Annotated in this window: 13 protein-coding genes and 1 other annotated feature; of the genes, 3 read left to right on the top strand and 10 right to left on the bottom strand. The window is 46.5% G+C overall.

The features are described 5' to 3' along the window. Positions 1-16: 16 nt before the first annotated feature. On the bottom strand, positions 17-1123 hold the full coding sequence (locus ACFQZT_RS27070; RefSeq protein ID WP_379305095.1) for an alpha/beta hydrolase: 1107 nt from the start codon (positions 1121-1123) through the stop codon (positions 17-19). Positions 1124-1285: 162 nt separating this feature from the next. Between ACFQZT_RS27070 and ACFQZT_RS27065 the strand changes: the two genes are divergently transcribed. Next, on the top strand, positions 1286-2059 hold the full coding sequence (locus tag ACFQZT_RS27065; RefSeq protein ID WP_379305093.1) for an IclR family transcriptional regulator: 774 nt from the start codon (positions 1286-1288) through the stop codon (positions 2057-2059). A 70-nt stretch (positions 2060-2129) separates the two neighbouring features. Here ACFQZT_RS27065 and ACFQZT_RS27060 read toward each other — a convergent pair whose 3' ends face one another. From ACFQZT_RS27060 to ACFQZT_RS27035, 6 genes are all read right to left on the bottom strand, one after another. Beyond that, positions 2130-5027 carry a bifunctional diguanylate cyclase/phosphodiesterase gene (locus ACFQZT_RS27060; protein ID WP_379305091.1) on the bottom strand — a complete coding sequence of 966 codons (2898 nt, stop codon included), beginning with the start codon at positions 5025-5027 and terminating at the stop codon, positions 2130-2132. A gap of 154 nt (positions 5028-5181) precedes the next feature. Then, positions 5182-6324, bottom strand: a complete 1143-nt coding sequence (locus ACFQZT_RS27055; RefSeq protein WP_379305089.1) for a M20 family metallopeptidase — start codon at positions 6322-6324, stop codon at positions 5182-5184. 16 nt (positions 6325-6340) lie between these two features. After that, the gene (locus tag ACFQZT_RS27050; protein WP_379305087.1) at positions 6341-7144 is read right to left on the bottom strand and encodes an ABC transporter permease; all 804 of its coding nucleotides are present in this window, start codon (positions 7142-7144) and stop codon (positions 6341-6343) included. Next, on the bottom strand, positions 7141-7998 hold the full coding sequence (locus ACFQZT_RS27045; RefSeq protein WP_379305085.1) for an ABC transporter permease: 858 nt from the start codon (positions 7996-7998) through the stop codon (positions 7141-7143). Before ACFQZT_RS27045 ends, ACFQZT_RS27050 begins: the two co-directional genes overlap by 4 nt. Beyond that, entirely contained in the window at positions 7995-9098 is a 1104-nt protein-coding gene (locus ACFQZT_RS27040; RefSeq protein ID WP_379305083.1) for an ABC transporter ATP-binding protein, read from the bottom strand. Before ACFQZT_RS27040 ends, ACFQZT_RS27045 begins: the two co-directional genes overlap by 4 nt. Positions 9099-9107: 9 nt before the next feature. Continuing rightward, positions 9108-10232, bottom strand: coding sequence for an ABC transporter substrate-binding protein (locus ACFQZT_RS27035; protein ID WP_379305081.1), 1125 nt, complete (start codon positions 10230-10232; stop codon positions 9108-9110). Between the two features lie 287 nt (positions 10233-10519). On the opposite strand from ACFQZT_RS27035, the gene ACFQZT_RS27030 reads away from it, so the two are divergent. After that, positions 10520-11281: an IclR family transcriptional regulator gene (locus ACFQZT_RS27030; RefSeq protein WP_379305079.1), complete on the top strand. Its 762-nt coding sequence runs from the start codon at positions 10520-10522 to the stop codon at positions 11279-11281. A 159-nt stretch (positions 11282-11440) separates the two neighbouring features. Continuing rightward, a complete protein-coding gene (locus ACFQZT_RS27025; RefSeq protein WP_379305077.1) occupies positions 11441-13186 on the top strand; it encodes a methyl-accepting chemotaxis protein in 1746 nt (581 codons plus the stop codon). Positions 13187-13263: 77 nt separating this feature from the next. Here the strand turns inward: ACFQZT_RS27025 and ACFQZT_RS27020 are convergent, their stop codons facing one another. From ACFQZT_RS27020 to ACFQZT_RS27010, 3 genes are all read right to left on the bottom strand, one after another. Next, a complete protein-coding gene (locus ACFQZT_RS27020) occupies positions 13264-13788 on the bottom strand; it encodes a DinB family protein (RefSeq protein WP_379305076.1) in 525 nt (174 codons plus the stop codon). 188 nt (positions 13789-13976) lie between these two features. Beyond that, a complete protein-coding gene (gene asd / locus ACFQZT_RS27015) occupies positions 13977-15062 on the bottom strand; it encodes an aspartate-semialdehyde dehydrogenase (protein WP_379305074.1) in 1086 nt (361 codons plus the stop codon). 152 nt (positions 15063-15214) lie between these two features. Then, positions 15215-15479, bottom strand: a binding site (T-box leader). Positions 15480-15549: 70 nt separating this feature from the next. After that, positions 15550-16170, bottom strand: coding sequence for an S-layer homology domain-containing protein (locus tag ACFQZT_RS27010; RefSeq protein WP_379305072.1), 621 nt, complete (start codon positions 16168-16170; stop codon positions 15550-15552). Between the last annotated feature and the right edge of the window lie 105 nt (positions 16171-16275).

Here is a 16275-nt window from a genome sequence, read left to right as displayed (position 1 = left end):
TCTTATATTTATGGATTTATGAGAATATACGTTTCATTTCTTTGGCGATTTCATTCACGCAATCTTCCGCCTGCGGATATAACCCGGTCTTATCCAGAAACGCATGATCCATGCCGTTGTACTGAATCAGCTTCGTTGAGACGCCAGAGCGTGAGAGCTTACGGGCGTAAGATTCACATTCCAGCCTTAAGTAATCATATTCCGCCGTTACGATCAACGTTTCCGGCATACCGCTTAAATGTTCCGCCAATAATGGAGCGACATAAGGGTCCGTCGGCTCCGCATTATTTTGCAAGTACAGATCGAGAATCAGATTGCCCATTCCACCCAACCCTTTAACTCCCGCGACAATAAGCTCATGGTGATTGCGAATATCGTATTCATCCAGGCTCCATTTGAAATCTTCCGTTTCGACGCCGACCATATTCACAGTCGGGTAGATAAGGGCCTGATATTGAATCATGCCCGTTCCTTTGTCTCGGTCCATCAAGGCGCAAACTGTGGCCAAATTGCCGCCCGCACTGTCACCGGATACTGCGATTTGCTGCGGATTCACACCGATTTCCCCGGCATGTTCGTATACCCATTGAACGGACTCAAAGCAATCCGTAAGACCGGCAGGAAACGCATGCTCGGGCGCAAGCCGATAATCGACTGAGACCACGACGGCCCCCGCCTTTTCGGCCAAAGCTTTGCATGGATTCTCGACCACACCGACAGTTCCCGCAAGAAAGCCTCCGCCATGAAAGAACACAACCGCCGGCATTCTTCCTTCCCGAGCAGGCGTATATATCCGCAGCGGAATCGGGCCGTTCGTTCCATCTATGGTCTTATAAACGGTTGCAATTTCGGACCGGGTAACGTCGTCGTTCTTCCATCCAAATACAGCCCTCATCGTTTTTACAAAGTTCGGTATATCGGAAGGATCGAAGATCGGCCTATCCGCAGATGCCATAGCTTCGGCCTGTTGTTGCTGGACACGGTGCACCCGCGGGTCTAATTGCCCCTCGGCGTCCGAATCGGGAATCGGTTTGACCACGTAATCGTAGTTGTTCCTCTTGACGACGACGGCATTTTCTTCAAGGAGCGAAACTAATGTTGCATACGGTTCTTTATTATCCATGATTCACTTCTCCCGTCTCTCTGTTTTTTACCGAAACTTGATTGGATAAGAGCTCTTATGTATGTATAATAATAGGCAATTGTCGACTCCAACAATACAATTGTTCCTGTATACGGAACACCAAAATATGAAAATAATCACCTGAGAGAGGGTTATCCACTCGTGCCGAATACGAACCCGCAAATCCTTTTTTCCGTTAAAAACGCCTTGCGTTTGTTAAAATTATTTACCGTGAAAACACCCGAAAAAAGGCTGAGCGAGCTGGCGAGTGAATTGGGCCTCGGCAAAAGTACAACCAGTCGGCTGCTGTCCACATTACTGAGCGAAGGATTTGTTTTTCAAGATCCAGTCACACATAAATACAGGCTCGGCCAACGAATCGTATCGCTTTACAACGTTATGGTCATGACCTATATGGACTTATCGGAAGCGGCAAGTCCCATTATTGAACGTCTCGCACGTGAAACTTCGGAAACGCTTCTAGTCGCTGTATTAGAAGAAAACGAAGTCGCGTACATTCATCAAGAAGGCGGCTCCAAAAAAGAAAATACCGCGGCTTTCGTAGGAGGCAGAAATCCTGTCCATTGTACGAGTTCCGGAAAAATGCTCTTGGCCTTTCAAAATGAACCCGAACTGAGCAAAATACTGAACCGTCCACTGATTAAATACACATCGCAGACTCTTACAGACCCGTCCGAGTTGAAAGAGCAGCTTAAACTTATCCGGGAACAAGATTATTGCGTCTCTATCGGGGAATTCATCGATAATACCGTTTCCATTTCATCTCCCATCAGGGACTCTTCCGGTCAGGTCATCTCCGCACTTACTTTAATGGGTCCGACGCAACGTCTGGATGAGAACCGAATCGTCTCCTATACTCATAAGGTCGTAAAGACGGCCAGAGAGATATCGCGTCAGTTCGGTTTCATTAAATGATGAGCAAAAAGAAAACCCCGACGCTCTAATTGAGAATCGGGGTCTTCCTTTATCATCCATGCTATGCACGCTATGCCGGAGCCAGAAAACGCTCCTCAAACTTAACCGACGACAACGGCGGGCTGAATAAATAGCCTTGAATTTCATCACATTCATACTCGGCTAATTTATCAAGCTGTTCTTTCCTTTCAACGCCTTCCGCGAGCACCTTCATGTTCAGATTTCGCGATAAAGCTATGATGGTTTTAACAATAGCCGCGTCCCGCTCGTCCGTCGAAATATTCGTTATAAAAGACCGATCAATCTTCAATTTGTCGATCGATAAATCTTTGACACAACTCAGCGAGGAATATCCTGTTCCGAAGTCGTCCATGGAGATGGAAACGCCTAGTTGCTGCAATCTTCGAAGGATGAGCCGCGTATGCTCTAAATTAACGAGCGCGGTGCTCTCCGTAATTTCCAAATGCAACCGTTCCGGATTCAGTCCGGTATCCTGCAGCACTTCATTTACAACGTCAACAAAATCGTAGCGCTGAAACTGTTGGTAAGACACATTTACAGAAATAATGAGCGGCACGTCGTACTTATCTTTCCAGCGCACATTTTGCAAGCAGGCTGTTTTCAACACCCAGTAGCCCAAAACATCAATCAGCCCGTATTCCTCAGCGATCGGGATGAAAACAGTGGGCGACACGTACCCCTGTTCCTTATGCGGCCAGCGAACCAACGCTTCGGAGCCGATCACTCGCTGTGTCTTCAAATCGATCAGAGGCTGATAATAGACCTCCAACTCATCTTCCGATATGGCCTTCCTTAGATCGCTGACCATAATACGCTTCTCACGCAGTTCATCGCTGATTTCATTCGCAAAGAACAGATAGCGGTTTTTCCCCGACTGCTTCGCCTTATACATCGCCAGATCCGCGTTTCTGAGCAGCTTTTCCGGCGTATTACCGTCATTCGGGTACAGGCTTATCCCAATGCTTGTCGTAACAAATTGTTCCGTCCCCTCCAGAATTAGAGGCTGCTGCTTGAAATAATCAACCACTTGAACCGCCAAATCTTCGATCTCATGGATTCGATCCATGTCCAGAATGACAGCAAATTCGTCACCGCCAAAACGGGCTGCCTGTCCCTTCTCTGTGATAAGCTGCCGCAGCTTCCGGGCAAACCGTTTTAAAATATCATCGCCAACGAAATGACCGAACGAATCATTAATGTCCTTGAAATTGTCCAAGTCGATAAACATAATGGCAAACATTTGCCGATTTCTTGAGCGTTCCTCAAGCAAATCGTTCAGTTGTTTGTATAAGAGCGTGCGGTTGGGCAGTTCCGTCAACACATCGTGATAAGCCATAAAAGTGATGCGTGCTTCGGCTTCTTTGCGCTCAGTCATATTTTTGGCAATGCCGTAGACGCCGACGATTTCTTGATCAACCACGATCGGAATAGGGGTCAGCATAAACGGGATCACCGTTCGGTCTTTCCTCATCAGCGATAATTCAAAGGTTTGAGAATTGCCTTGAAACGCACTCTCAATGGACTCTTGAATGCACGAGCTGTCAGCAAGATCAACAACCTCGAATATGGAATCCACTTCGTCTTTCTCGTAGCCTAACAATTCATAAAAGGTCGGATTCAGTGACAAAAATGTCCCCTTCGCATCGATCGAAAAGACAACATCCGGATTATATTGGACAAGCGATCTGTACTTCTGCTCCGAGGCTTTGAGCGATACATTCAGCTTCATTAATTCATCAGTAGATACCTGGGCCAAATGCGACATCGCCCGCAAGGCATCCAGTTCGCCCCACTGGTTCTGCTTCTCTTCTTGCTCCACACATGTGTTAACCTTACCTCTGGCCTGCGGATTCTCAGACAGAACCAATAATGTCATGGAATGATTAATCATCATATTTTTTTGCCTATGATGATAAAACTCACCATTGGTAAAGAAGCCGATAGTAGGTCCCACCTGCTGTAAAGGGGAAAGCTCGTAGCCGATCGCATTAAACATGAAGCGGCGCCTTCCTTCGCAAGAATAAATAAGGATGGCTTCTGTGGGCATCTCTTGCAGACTATCAATGAGCTGCTTGGAGCCATCCACGATTAGTTCGGGGTCGCCGAACCCAAAACGAACGATCTCACCGTCATGCAAATGACCCGACACGGTCACTGACCCATCATCGTGGACAGCAAGGACGTCCCGGCAAATATCAATGCCATTCCGCTTCAAAATGAGCGGGAATTGGTTGCTTTTCTCCGTGATCTGCGTAGCGATTTTTTCACCCAAATACTTTTTGTATAAATCAACCACACTCATATGGTCAATGGAATAAATGCGATTGCCTTCAGCATGGGTAACATTGAAGTTCTTCCCTATCAACTTCCAATTCAGACTATATGGATTGTTGACCAGCAAATCTTGTCCGGATAACGAAACGCCGACGGCTCCCTCGGCGATAAGCCCTTCTTTGGAGAATAGCGCCGTTTGGCCAAGTTGACCTATGGAAACCCCGCCGGCCAGGATGACATCCGGAGCCTCGCTTTCGATCCCTTTAATGAAATCTTCAGGACTGGTCATGGCGTCCGTAAAGACGATAACCGCTTTCGTATCGGCCATGATCAATTGTTTCGCAAAGGCCCTTCCATTCTCAAAGCAATCCGTATCCCTTGTAAATGCACAAAGTGAAGAATGCAGCGTCGTGTGCTCGAATTCGATGAAAGAAAGGACCGTGCTATGCTCGCACACTTGTCCTTCCAGAATCTGCCCTTCGGAGGTACAGCCAATGAATGTCGCTTGTGGCAGCTCGCTATGTAAAAGAGAAATTAATTGCCCGATATAATCGTTATGTACGAAATAGGTATACACTTGAACGAGTAGATGCTTGGAATCTCTAATTTCTCTTTCTTCCATCCAATCGATCAAATGGTCACGATCTCGATATTGAAGTTGATGAACTCGCAATGTTCCTCCCCCTCGCTCCGTTAATAAATCCATCCTCCCTAAATAATTCTCTTTATCTTCCTCCGATCCCTGCAAAATTTGTCGAAATTACGCTGTAAATGAAAATAGGCGACCCGTATTGCAGGATTCACCTGCTCTAGGGCCGCCTATTCCATTAACACTTCTCAATTAACCTCGCCAAAAGCGCCGTTCGATATGGGATTTCATCAATTAGAACGTACTCAAGCGGAGAATGCGCATGGTCGCCCCGTGCGCCTAGACCGTCAAGGGTCGGTGTGCCCACAGCCGCCGTGAAGTTGCCGTCGCTGACGCCGCCGGTCGCGGTTTCTTCGAGTGCCGTGGCAAATTCGGTATGAGCCAGATCGCGGGCAAGCTCAAATAATGATCCAATGGACGCCGTCCGTTCCATGGGAGGTCGGGTCATGCCGCCGGTAACCGTTAGTTCCGCTTCGGGGTGATTCGCCTTAAGTGTAGCAAATTCAGCTTCAAGCCTGCGTGCTTCCTCTAATGTCGCAACGCGAACATCGATTTCCGCCTCCGCATGCTCCGCCACGACATTGCTGCCGATTCCTCCTTGAACAAGGCCGACATTCACGGTCGTACCGAGCGAATAGTCCGTCCATCCATGCAGCCGCTGAATTTGGAATGCCAGTTCCTCTATCGCGGAAACTCCCTTTTGCGGATTAACGCCGGCATGGGCGGATATTCCTTTTACTGTCAGTTTATAACGACCGCTTCCTTTGCGGGATGTTTTGAGCGCTCCGCTCGGTTCCATGGGCGGCTCGAGAATGAAAGCGGCGGCGGATTGCCGGGCAACCTCTTCGATGAGTTCCCTGGAAGTCGGACTGCCGATCTCCTCATCGCTGTTAAACAACAGAACTACCCGCTTATCCTCCGGCAAACGTCCCATATCCTGCAATACTTTGATAGCAAACATAGCTTGTAGCAAGCCTGCTTTCATATCATAGACGCCAGGCCCGTAAGCCTTGCCATTTTCGATGCGAAATGGCCGTCGCCCGGCCTCACCAAGCGGCCAAACCGTATCATAGTGGCCCAGGAGTAAGAGCTGTTTAGAGCCATTGCCCACATGACACAGAAGTCGATCTCCTGCTGTGGGATGTGAAATACGTTCTACCGTCCCTCCGGTAAGACGGGCAAATTGATGCGCATACCAGTCCGCCATTCTGTCGTTGGGCACTTTGCTGCGGGAGGGTGAATCCATATCCACGCTTTCTTGAAGCAGCTTCAACAGTTCCGGCAGATAGGATTGTATTCGTTCTGTGATAGATAATAACATGATTGTAAGGCTCCAGTTAGTGGGAATGCGAATTGGATCCGAACAAGCGGTCCAAACCATATACGCGTTCCAAAATAATGATAAATACAAGACTTAGCAAAATAACGACCGATGAAATTGAAGCAACCAAAGGATCCAAAGAATCCTGCATATGATTAAAAATAGCCAGTGGCAGTGTCATCGTCGAAGGGGACACCAAGAACAGGGACACCGTCACATTATCGAATGAAGTCAGAAAAGCAAAGATCATGCCTGACATAATCGCCGGCTTCAATAAGGGCAGCGTAATGTCCCGAAACACATGGAACGGTTTGGCCCCCATGATGTAAGCAGCCCGCTCCAGGGTATAATCGAAGGAGCTGAGCCCTGTAAGCACAAGCCTTACCACATAAGGAATGGAGATCAGTACGTGCGCCAGCAAAAGTCCAAGAAAGGTGCCGGCAATCCCGATCCGTGTAAAAAACAACAAAACGGCAATCCCGATAATAAGGGCCGGGACCGTCAAGGGCGACAGCAGCAGCCCATTCATAATACCGCTGCCACGAAACTTGTACTTGTGCAGAGCCAGTCCGGCCAATGTACCGATCAGCGTAGAAATGACCGCAGTCAAAGCAGCGAGTTCGAGGCTGAAGACGAACGAATCCACGAACTCGGGACGGTCAAATATTTTCGTATACCATTGAAAAGAAAAACCGACCGGCGGAAACGAAAGATATTTTACCGATGTGAAGGATGTCGGAATGACCACCAAGAGAGGTGAGATGACAAAGAGCACAACGATAAACGTAACAATACCCAGAGGCGAAATTTTTCGGGTCATGAGGAGAACACCTCTTTATAACGTTTGGTTTCGACCAACCGGGTAAACAAGGTCACCAGAACGACTGTCGAGACAAGCAAAAGAAACGATATGGCTGCGCCTAGCTGCCAATTCAGCTGCGTCATAATTTTCTCATAGGCAATAACCGGAAGCACCTTCACGGATGTTCCGCCCATTAAAGCCGGCGTAACGAAGGAGCTCATCGATAAGCTGAACACGAGCGTTGATCCGGCAAGCATACCCGGTAAAGTCAAAGGCATAACAACGCTGAAGAAAGTCCGGACCCTGCTTGCGCCAAGAATACCCGCCGCTTTGTACAGGGAGCCGTCAATTTGATACAGGCTTGTCGCAATGGCAAGGATCATATAGACGATTAAAGAATCCGTTAAACCGATAACGACGCCAAGTTCGTTATACATAAGCTTAAGCGGCTTGTCGATCAGGCCTATTTTGAGCAAAGTGTTGTTAATAAGCCCCTTTTCGCCCAGCATAATCACCCAACCGAAGTTTCGGATAACGACGCTGACAAGATGCGGAGCAATGATTAAGAACGTAATGATCCCGCGCATTCTGCTTGTTGCCTGGGCCATATACATCGCCACGGGATAGCCCAACACGAAGCAAGTTATGACGGTCAGCAAACTTAGCTTGATCGTTCGCCACAGGATTTGCACATAATATGGGTCCTGCACGAACAACAAATAATTTTCAAAAGAGAACTGCTCGTTGCTGTTTTGAAAGCTTATCAGCAAAATGTAAAGCATAGGCAGCAAAAAAACGCCTAGCAATACAGCGATGGCAGGTGTGAGCAGCAAGACAGCGGTTCGCAACTTACGGCTACGATCCTCGCTCATCGGACGCTCCCCTTTCCGGAAAAGACAAACACATCCTCCGGTTTCCATTCCAGGAAAACCGTCTGTCCCGGCAAAAGCTGCTCCTGCTGCTGAACGCTCTGGATGCGCACCGTCACGGTAACTTGATTAATTTCAACCTCGCATTCCGTGTAGGCCCCCAAGAAAGAAGTCAATTTCACAACGCCTTGCACGACGTTGGTTAAGGCCGCATCTTTTTCCTGAACATGAAGATTGATTTTCTCAGGGCGGACATAAATGGAAACCTGCTCCCCCTCTGTGAAAACTTGATCCCGATGTATGCCAGTCAACGAAAATCCGGCATCAGCCCTAAGCAAAAGGCCTTGCTCCTGTATTTGAGCCACAACGCCCGTCATCCGGTTCGATTTCCCGATAAACGTATGCACGAACTCGGATGTGGGTCGATTGTAAATGTCCCACGGTTTCCCGATTTGTTCCACTTTACCGTGATCAAGAACGACGATGCGGTTGGATAAATAAAGCGCTTCCTCTTGATCGTGAGTTACAAAGATCGTGGTAACCCCAATCTCCTGCTGAAGACGTTTCATTTCATCCCGCAGTTCTTCCCTAAGTTTGGCATCCAGATTGCTAAGCGGCTCGTCTAGCAGCAATAAGGTAGGCTCCGTTACGAGCGCCCTGGCGATAGCAATTCGCTGTCTTTGTCCCCCCGACAACTGCTTGGGGTAGCGGTCCGCGACATGCGGCAGTTTCACAAGGTCGAGCACCTTGCTCACCCGCTGCCGGATCTCGTCTCTAGGCACTTTCCGCAGCTTCAAACCATATGCAACGTTCTCGAATATCGTCATATGCGGAAAAAGCGAATACGTTTGAAAAACCATGCCCAAATCGCGTTTGTTGGAAGGCACGCCGTTCATCCGCTTGCCTTTAATGATCAAATCCCCTTGATCCGGCTCCAAAAAGCCGGCAATCATATTTAGTGTCGTCGTCTTGCCGCACCCGGAAGGGCCGAGGAAGGAGACGCACTCTCCTTGCTCGATTTGCAAATTAAAATTGTCCACAACTACGTTAGGACCAAACTTTTTTTGGATGTTAATCAGTTCTACATCATAACTTTTCGTCACGAGCCTCACCTATTTTCCGACTTTAGGAGCTACTTCTTTGTTGAAACGGTCCAGCCACTGCGATGTGTTTTTGCCAACGGCTTCCAGGTCCAATTTTACGACCTTGCTGCGGTCAAAGTTCAACTTGTCGGCAATATCTTTTGGAAGCGTAACCGGTACGGCAGGATTGTAGTACAGCTTTTGACCATATAGCGTCTGGACTTCATCCGTCAAGAGGAAATCGATGAACAGCTTCGCTGCGTTAGGGTCTTTGGCACCCTTCACAATCGTAGCAACGTTAGGCACAAGGTTCGTACCTTCCTTCGGAACTACGAATTCGAGATTCAGTCCGGCATCCTTTTGAACCAAACTTCTTGCTTGCGTCCACGTGGTATAAGCTGCCGTCTTGTTTTGCAGATCCTGCTGCAGTTGAGCGGAGCTTTTCGCGAAAGTAGGCATATAACCTGCGATCGTTTTCAATTTTTCAAAACCGGCGTCCATACTATTCTCCGAACCACCGTTTGCATATGCGAGCATGATGAGCGCAGAACGACCGAAGTTGCTGGAAATCTCAGCCATCGTAAGATTGCCCTTCATCTCAGGCTTCGCCAAGTCATTCCATGACTGTGGAACCGGCAGTCCTTTTGCCTTAACTATCTCAGCGTTATAGGAAATACCCATTGGCGTATAGTTCACAGCTACGCCGCTGTTGTCTTTTACTTTCAGATCTGCATTCACTTTCTTCATATTAGGAATCGACTGCTCGGATAGAGGCTCCCAAAGTCCTTCAACACGGCCTCCCTCCTGCTCGCCGCCCTCAATAACAGTTACATCGATCTGCGGCGATGCTTTCTGAGCTTTCACCTTGGCTACGATTTCAGTGGAAACCCCGGAAACGTAAGTCAGCTTCACATCGGGATATTTCTGGTTAAACTTTTTGAAAATTTCATCTTTCATTAACGTTTCTACTGTAGAACCGTTACCGGCAACGACCAGTTGTTTCTCCGGCGCCAACGCTGCTGCCGCTGTAGTGGCAGGCGCTTTTTCTGCAGGTGATGCGGCCCCACCGGCCGGCTTATCGGAGCTGGAAGCGCACCCTGAGAGCAGAGTGCCTGATAATGCTGCAATAGATAAAGCTGTTCCCCATTTTTTCATATAAATCCTCCCATTAGCGTTTAAATCGTTCACTATATGTGAACATCGTTTACTATATGTGAATATTATAAAAATTTTAACATGATTTTGCCGAATTATGCAATTATTTATTTTACAGAAATATATAAACCTCATGCCAATAGAAATCGCCAATATAAAAAGCCCCAAATATCGGGGCATAAGCATTTAATCCGTTTTCACTACATCTAGGAAAAAATACGCGTTTATGGTAAACTATCATCCAAATCTGTCACTTGGCCTCGTCCAATAAGGAGCATGAAACTAAAATGGACAATCATCTTTCATCCGTTAAGAACAGCAGCAGACTGTTAAAATCGTTTCTGGATTCCGATAAGGAAATGGGCGTTAGCGAGTTGAGCCGACTGCTCGGGCTTTCTAAGGGCGCCGTACACAAACTGCTTATGACGCTCGAGAGCGAAGGCTTTATTAAGCAAAATCCGGCGAACAAACAGTATTCTTTAGGATACACCCTTTTGGAGTTAGGAAACAAGGTTCTTCGAAATCATAATTTGACGGACTTCTCCAAACCCTTTCTGCAAAAGCTGGCCAAGACGACCGAGGAACTTGTATGTCTGTGTGTTCGAGATGCCAACGATGCTATTTATGTAGATAAAATAGAAGACTCTCAGCACCCCATTCGCTTTAACGTTGAAGCTTACCGGAGATTTCCCCTTTATGCGACATCGGCTTCCAGAGCGATTCTTGCCTTTCAGGATGATGCTTTCATCGATGATATTTTGTCAGGTGAACTACGAACTTACACACCTTATTCCTTAAATGAGCCTGAGGAAATCAAAGAGCTGCTTAATTCCATTCGGCAGCTCGGATATGAGGTCAGCTCTAACCGGCGGAACGTGGGGGTAACCGGCATCGCAGCGCCGATTTTTGAAGCCGGCGGGTTGGTGAATGCCTCCATCAGCATTATCGGTCCGACTGATCGCGTCCTTCCTGTACAGGACACATTGATCCAGCATGCCGTGGCCACCACGAGAGAAATATCCGCACAGCTGGGCTACCGGGGAAAATAAAAATCACATAAAAAGCGGCATTCCGAAAGCTTTCGGAATGCCGCTTTTTATTGCATTATCAGGAAATCAATGCTAAAATCCCAGTAAATTCATATATAGGAAACGTTGTTCACTTATAGTGAACAATCGAGTACTCAAAAGTAAAGGAGCTACCTTTCTATGAAGAAGCGGATTCCATCCATTTCTGTGACTGTCGGAAGAAAATTGTATGCAAGCTTTGCCGTTGTCTTGATTATGATGTGTGTTCTTGCCTTGTTTACGACTTCTCAGTTAAGAACCATCAATCAAAAAACAAAGAGCATCACAGACAACTGGATGAGCGGCGTTGAGACCATCAATCATATCAATTATTTGACCGAACACGTATTAGCTCTTGAATTTCAAAACATGATTGTAGCAGATACTTCCGCATCTGACTCCATCAATGAAGAAATCAGTCAAACGGTTAAAGAAATCGATCAAGAATTCGAGTCCTACGAAAAAAAGAGCACCTCCCCTGAAGAATTAGACCTCTTAGTGAAGGTCAAGACGGCCTGGAGCGATTATATCTCCCTTCACACCCAAATGGTACAGTACTCAACAAAGGCAGATATCATCAAAGGCGCCGGCAAAGACGGTCCTCAAATTATTACACTGATTCAAGAATCCCAACGACTATTCACAAGTATGAAGCTAGATATGGACAAACTGGTGACATTAAATCATGAGGGTGCTCAGAATGCCAGCAAAGAAGCAGGTAAGCTTTATACAAGCAACGTCATTGCTTCTATCGTGTACGTGTCAATAGCAGCATTGGTAGCCATGGGCCTTGCCTTCCTTCTTTCCATCCATCTTTCCAAACCGGTTCGATTGGTTTCCAAAGCCATGGAACAAGTTGCTGCCGGCGACTTGAGCATCCAAGTACCGAATATTAAAAATCGGGATGAAATCGGAGATCTGGTCCGTTCTCTTCACACCATGATCCGAAATTTCGGAGAAATCGTACGTCATATTCAGGATGCTTCCGGCCAAGTAGCTGCTTCTTCCCAGCAATTGTCCGCAGGATCTGCAGAAACCTCGCTTGCGGCCAATCAAGTTTCCGTTACGATGCAGGAAGCCGCAGCCCGCGCAGAACATCAAATGCAAAGTTCCGAACAAACAAGCAGAGCCATGGAAGATATGTCGCATGGCATTCAGCGTATTGCGGAGACATCGGGACAAGTATCGGAACTTGCGTTCGAAACGACACGTCAGGCAGAGCAAGGTAACGATAAGATTCAGCAAGCTATCCATAAAATGAACTTTTTAAATCAATCGGTTGAACAGAGCGCTTTACAGCTAAACCGCTTGAACGAGCGATCGATTGAAATCGGCGAGATTGTGACTATAATTCGGGACATCGCCTCTCAAACCAGTCTACTTGCGCTTAACGCTTCAATCGAAGCCGCGAGGGCCGGCGAACACGGAAAAGGCTTTTCGGTCGTAGCGAACGAAGTCAAGAAATTAGCCGAGCAGTCCAATCAATCCGCTTCCCAAATTGCTGAACTCATTCAAGCGATTCAAACAGATTCCGGACAAGCTGTAAGTACCATGAATTTAGGCATCAAAGAAATCCAGGAGGGAAGCCGCTCCATTCAAGAAGCAGGAACCAACTTCGGACAAATCGTTCTGGCGGCAGAGCATTTGTCCGGACAGATTCAAGAGGTAGCCGCGGCTTCTGAACAAATGCATGCCAGCGGCGAAGAAGTGTCCGCTTCTGTTATGGAAATGGCGGAGCTTGCCAAACAATCATTCACAAGCACACAGCAGGTGGCATCCATATCTACGGACCAGCTCACCGCGATGCAAGAAATGAGTGCATCCACGACTTCTCTGTCCCGAATTTCCATTCAATTGCAACAAGTGATAGCCAGGTTTAAGTTGTAAAATGTACGGAATGGCAAAAAGGCTTCTCCAAGGATCTTATCCTTGTGAAGCCTTTTTTTCTTGCCAAGTACGCGATATTATTTCTTCAATATACCCAAATATTCTTTCCATGGTCCAACGTCCGCCCTGTATCTCTCGGCCATTACCCGTACGATTTGAGCAATGTGCGTCAAATCATGAACAACCCAAGTTGAAAGCATTTCTCTTAACTTCACTACACCAAATGCGGGGTGTGAACCCGTCAATTCAAGATGCAATTCAGGTTCAATAAGCGCCTTAAGTTTGGTTGTATTTTGGATTCTAATCGCTTTAAATTCAAGCAACTTTTGTTCAATCGATCTTTCAGACCTCTCATTCAAGTGAGAATAGCGATCAAATGGAGGAAATGGTTTCCTTTCACCTTCTTGTAGGATAAATTCTAACCTCGGTATCCAATTATTGTTCTCTCCCTCAATGAGGTGCCCAATCACTTCAGAGACATTCCAGGTTCCTTCGCCTTCATTGCATTGCAACCACCCGTCGGATAAACCTGATAAAAAATACTCCAATGTTTGTGGCGTACGCTCCAGAACCTCAATAGCTTCTTTCATATTAAAATTCATACTATTGCTCCTTTCTGCGATTAGTTAAGGTATAAGATGCTCACTCCTTCATGAAAACAGGGTATTGTATATACCCTACGGTCATTATACATTGCTACCGTTTCCTTGAGCCAACAGAAAAAAAGCAAGCCTCCGAAAGTATCGGAAAGTTTGCTTTTTGGTCTGTCTATTCGAATCATTCTGCGCCTTTACTTCGCCTGAATGTACCCTTCCGCTTTAAGCAGTTCGGCGATCAGAACAGCACCGCCTGCTGCTCCGCGTAATGTATTATGCGATAGTCCTACAAATTTATAATCGTATATGGAATCCTCGCGCAATCTTCCCGCTGAAACCCCCATACCGCGCTCAATGTCACGGTCAAGTTTCGTCTGAGGTCTGTTCTCTTCTTCAAAATAGGTTATGAACTGCTTGGGTGCGCTTGGAAGTCCAAGTTCTTGCGGTCTTCCTTTGAATCGCAGCCAGCGATCAAGAATATCTTCCTTCGAAGGTTTGTTCTCGAACGATGCGAATACCGTAGCCAGATGTCCATCCGTTACCGGAACGCGAATACACTGCGTTGTTATTAAAGGTGAACTTGCTTTAATAATTTCATCATTTACGATGCTGCCCCAAATGCGCAGCGGCTCCTGCTCGCTTTTTTCTTCCTCGCCGCCAATATAAGGAATGACATTATCTAACATATCGGGCCAATCAGTGAAGTTTTTGCCAGCTCCGGAAATGGCCTGATACGTCGATGCAACCACTTTGGTTGGTTTGTAATCAAGCAGCGCATGAAGTGCCGGCACATAGCTCTGAATGGAACAGTTGGGCTTAACGGCAATAAATCCGGTCGAGGTTCCGAGCCGCTTTCTCTGTGCAGCTATTACTTCAATGTGCCCGGGATTAACTTCCGGAATGACCATCGGGATGTCAGGCGTCCAGCGGTGAGCCGAATTATTGGAAATAACAGGCGTGCCCGTTTTTGCGTACGCTTCTTCCAACGCTTGAATTTCATTTTTTTTCATATCAACCGCACAAAAAATAAAATCGACCCGAGCGGCAACTTCCTCCACTTTCGATGCATCCTGGACGACAATATTTTTCACATTTTCAGGTATCGGACCAGACAACTTCCATCTGCCTTGCACAGATTCCTCATATGTTTTACCTGCAGAACCGCTGCTTGCTGCAATGGCCGTTACCTCAAACCAAGGATGGTGATCCAGCAACTGAACAAACCGCTGGCCAACCATTCCCGTTCCACCGACAATACCAACTTTAAGTTTTTCTGACATCTGTTATTCAAATCCTTTCAAAAAGTCTGGAAACGCAATAATCTTCCTCTAAATAACTATTCAAAACTTCTAATTTGGTGTGTACCGTATGTTACTTGTATGCTGATCTGTCCTTTGCAACAATAAAAAAATCCCACCCCCAAGACATTAGTCTTAGGGACGAGATTTGCATACTCGTGGTACCACCCCAGATTCGCTAATACGTCGCCATATTAGCCTCTTCAAGTACGGCATTACAATGTAAAATGCTTATACTTTAGCTCTGTAACAGGAGCTCCTGACACACCATCCCCTTTTATGAGGTTCCGATGGGCTGCTCTGAGGCTTTTTTCAATAAAAAACTCTATGCTCCTTTTCAGCTGACGGAGCTCTCTGTGAAAGAATGTTTTTATTTACTCTTCTCTTCATCGCATTTGATATTGCGATTATATTATCAAATAACCACGGAGAGGTAAATATAATTTTTTAAAATTTTAAAACATTAAAATTATTGACGCGCTTTTAAGGCCATATCCAAAGCAACCACCGCTTCAGCACGAGTTATTGACTGAGTAGGACGGAACATGTGATCATCATACCCTTCCATTATACCTTTTTCCGTTACAGCCCTGATTGCGTTTTTACTCCAAGACGGCAAGCTTCCCGTATCCAACAAATCAATCTTCCCAACCGTTGATGCGGCATTAATTCCTAATAACCGCGCGATAATAATGGCAGCCTCTTGTCTGCTAACAGGCTCATGAACATGTACGGTATGATCCGGATAACCGGTTATGTACCCCGCTTTTACCGCTTTTTGTGCCTCTTCATACTCCCACTCATCTTGTTTCAAATCATTGAAAGTAATCGGCGTTGTCTGTGTAAATTGAAACGAACGATTAATCAAAGAAATAAATTCTCCTCGGCTCACGGGTTGATCCGGTCGAACCGTTTTATCATCGTAGCCATGCAACCACCCAGAATCCAACCATTGGTCTAACGTAGCTTCTGCCCAAAACCCATGGATATCCGTTATCAGCTTAGACTTAGCCGTCTCGGCAAACACCGGAGATTGGATGCATAAAGCAGAGCTAAGCAGACTGACAACTATAATCGAAACCATTTTCATTGAACCCACTCGCCCACCCGCTTCATCAATATTCGAAATTAAATAAAGCATAAATCATGATTATGAAAAAAACATGAAGATTTTGTAGAAACTTGTATGAGGCAA

Source organism: Paenibacillus sp. GCM10027628 (genome assembly GCF_042676385.1).
Lineage (GTDB): Bacteria > Bacillota > Bacilli > Paenibacillales > NBRC-103111 > Paenibacillus_E.
This window is presented reverse-complemented; position numbering and strand designations above follow the sequence as displayed.

What these genes read in the sequence shown, in the direction of transcription:
- ACFQZT_RS27030 (WP_379305079.1), top strand. Translation starts at nt 10,520, where the DNA reads ATGGACAATCATCTTTCATCCGTTAAGAACAGCAGCAGACTGTTAAAA.
- ACFQZT_RS27010 (WP_379305072.1), bottom strand. Translation starts at nt 16,170, where the DNA reads ATGAAAATGGTTTCGATTATAGTTGTCAGTCTGCTTAGCTCTGCTTTA.
- ACFQZT_RS27045 (WP_379305085.1), bottom strand. Translation starts at nt 7,998, where the DNA reads ATGAGCGAGGATCGTAGCCGTAAGTTGCGAACCGCTGTCTTGCTGCTC.
- ACFQZT_RS27055 (WP_379305089.1), bottom strand. Translation starts at nt 6,324, where the DNA reads ATGTTATTATCTATCACAGAACGAATACAATCCTATCTGCCGGAACTG.
- ACFQZT_RS27035 (WP_379305081.1), bottom strand. Translation starts at nt 10,232, where the DNA reads ATGAAAAAATGGGGAACAGCTTTATCTATTGCAGCATTATCAGGCACT.
- ACFQZT_RS27050 (WP_379305087.1), bottom strand. Translation starts at nt 7,144, where the DNA reads ATGACCCGAAAAATTTCGCCTCTGGGTATTGTTACGTTTATCGTTGTG.
- ACFQZT_RS27020 (WP_379305076.1), bottom strand. Translation starts at nt 13,788, where the DNA reads ATGAATTTTAATATGAAAGAAGCTATTGAGGTTCTGGAGCGTACGCCA.
- asd (WP_379305074.1), bottom strand. Translation starts at nt 15,062, where the DNA reads ATGTCAGAAAAACTTAAAGTTGGTATTGTCGGTGGAACGGGAATGGTT.
- ACFQZT_RS27025 (WP_379305077.1), top strand. Translation starts at nt 11,441, where the DNA reads ATGAAGAAGCGGATTCCATCCATTTCTGTGACTGTCGGAAGAAAATTG.
- ACFQZT_RS27070 (WP_379305095.1), bottom strand. Translation starts at nt 1,123, where the DNA reads ATGGATAATAAAGAACCGTATGCAACATTAGTTTCGCTCCTTGAAGAA.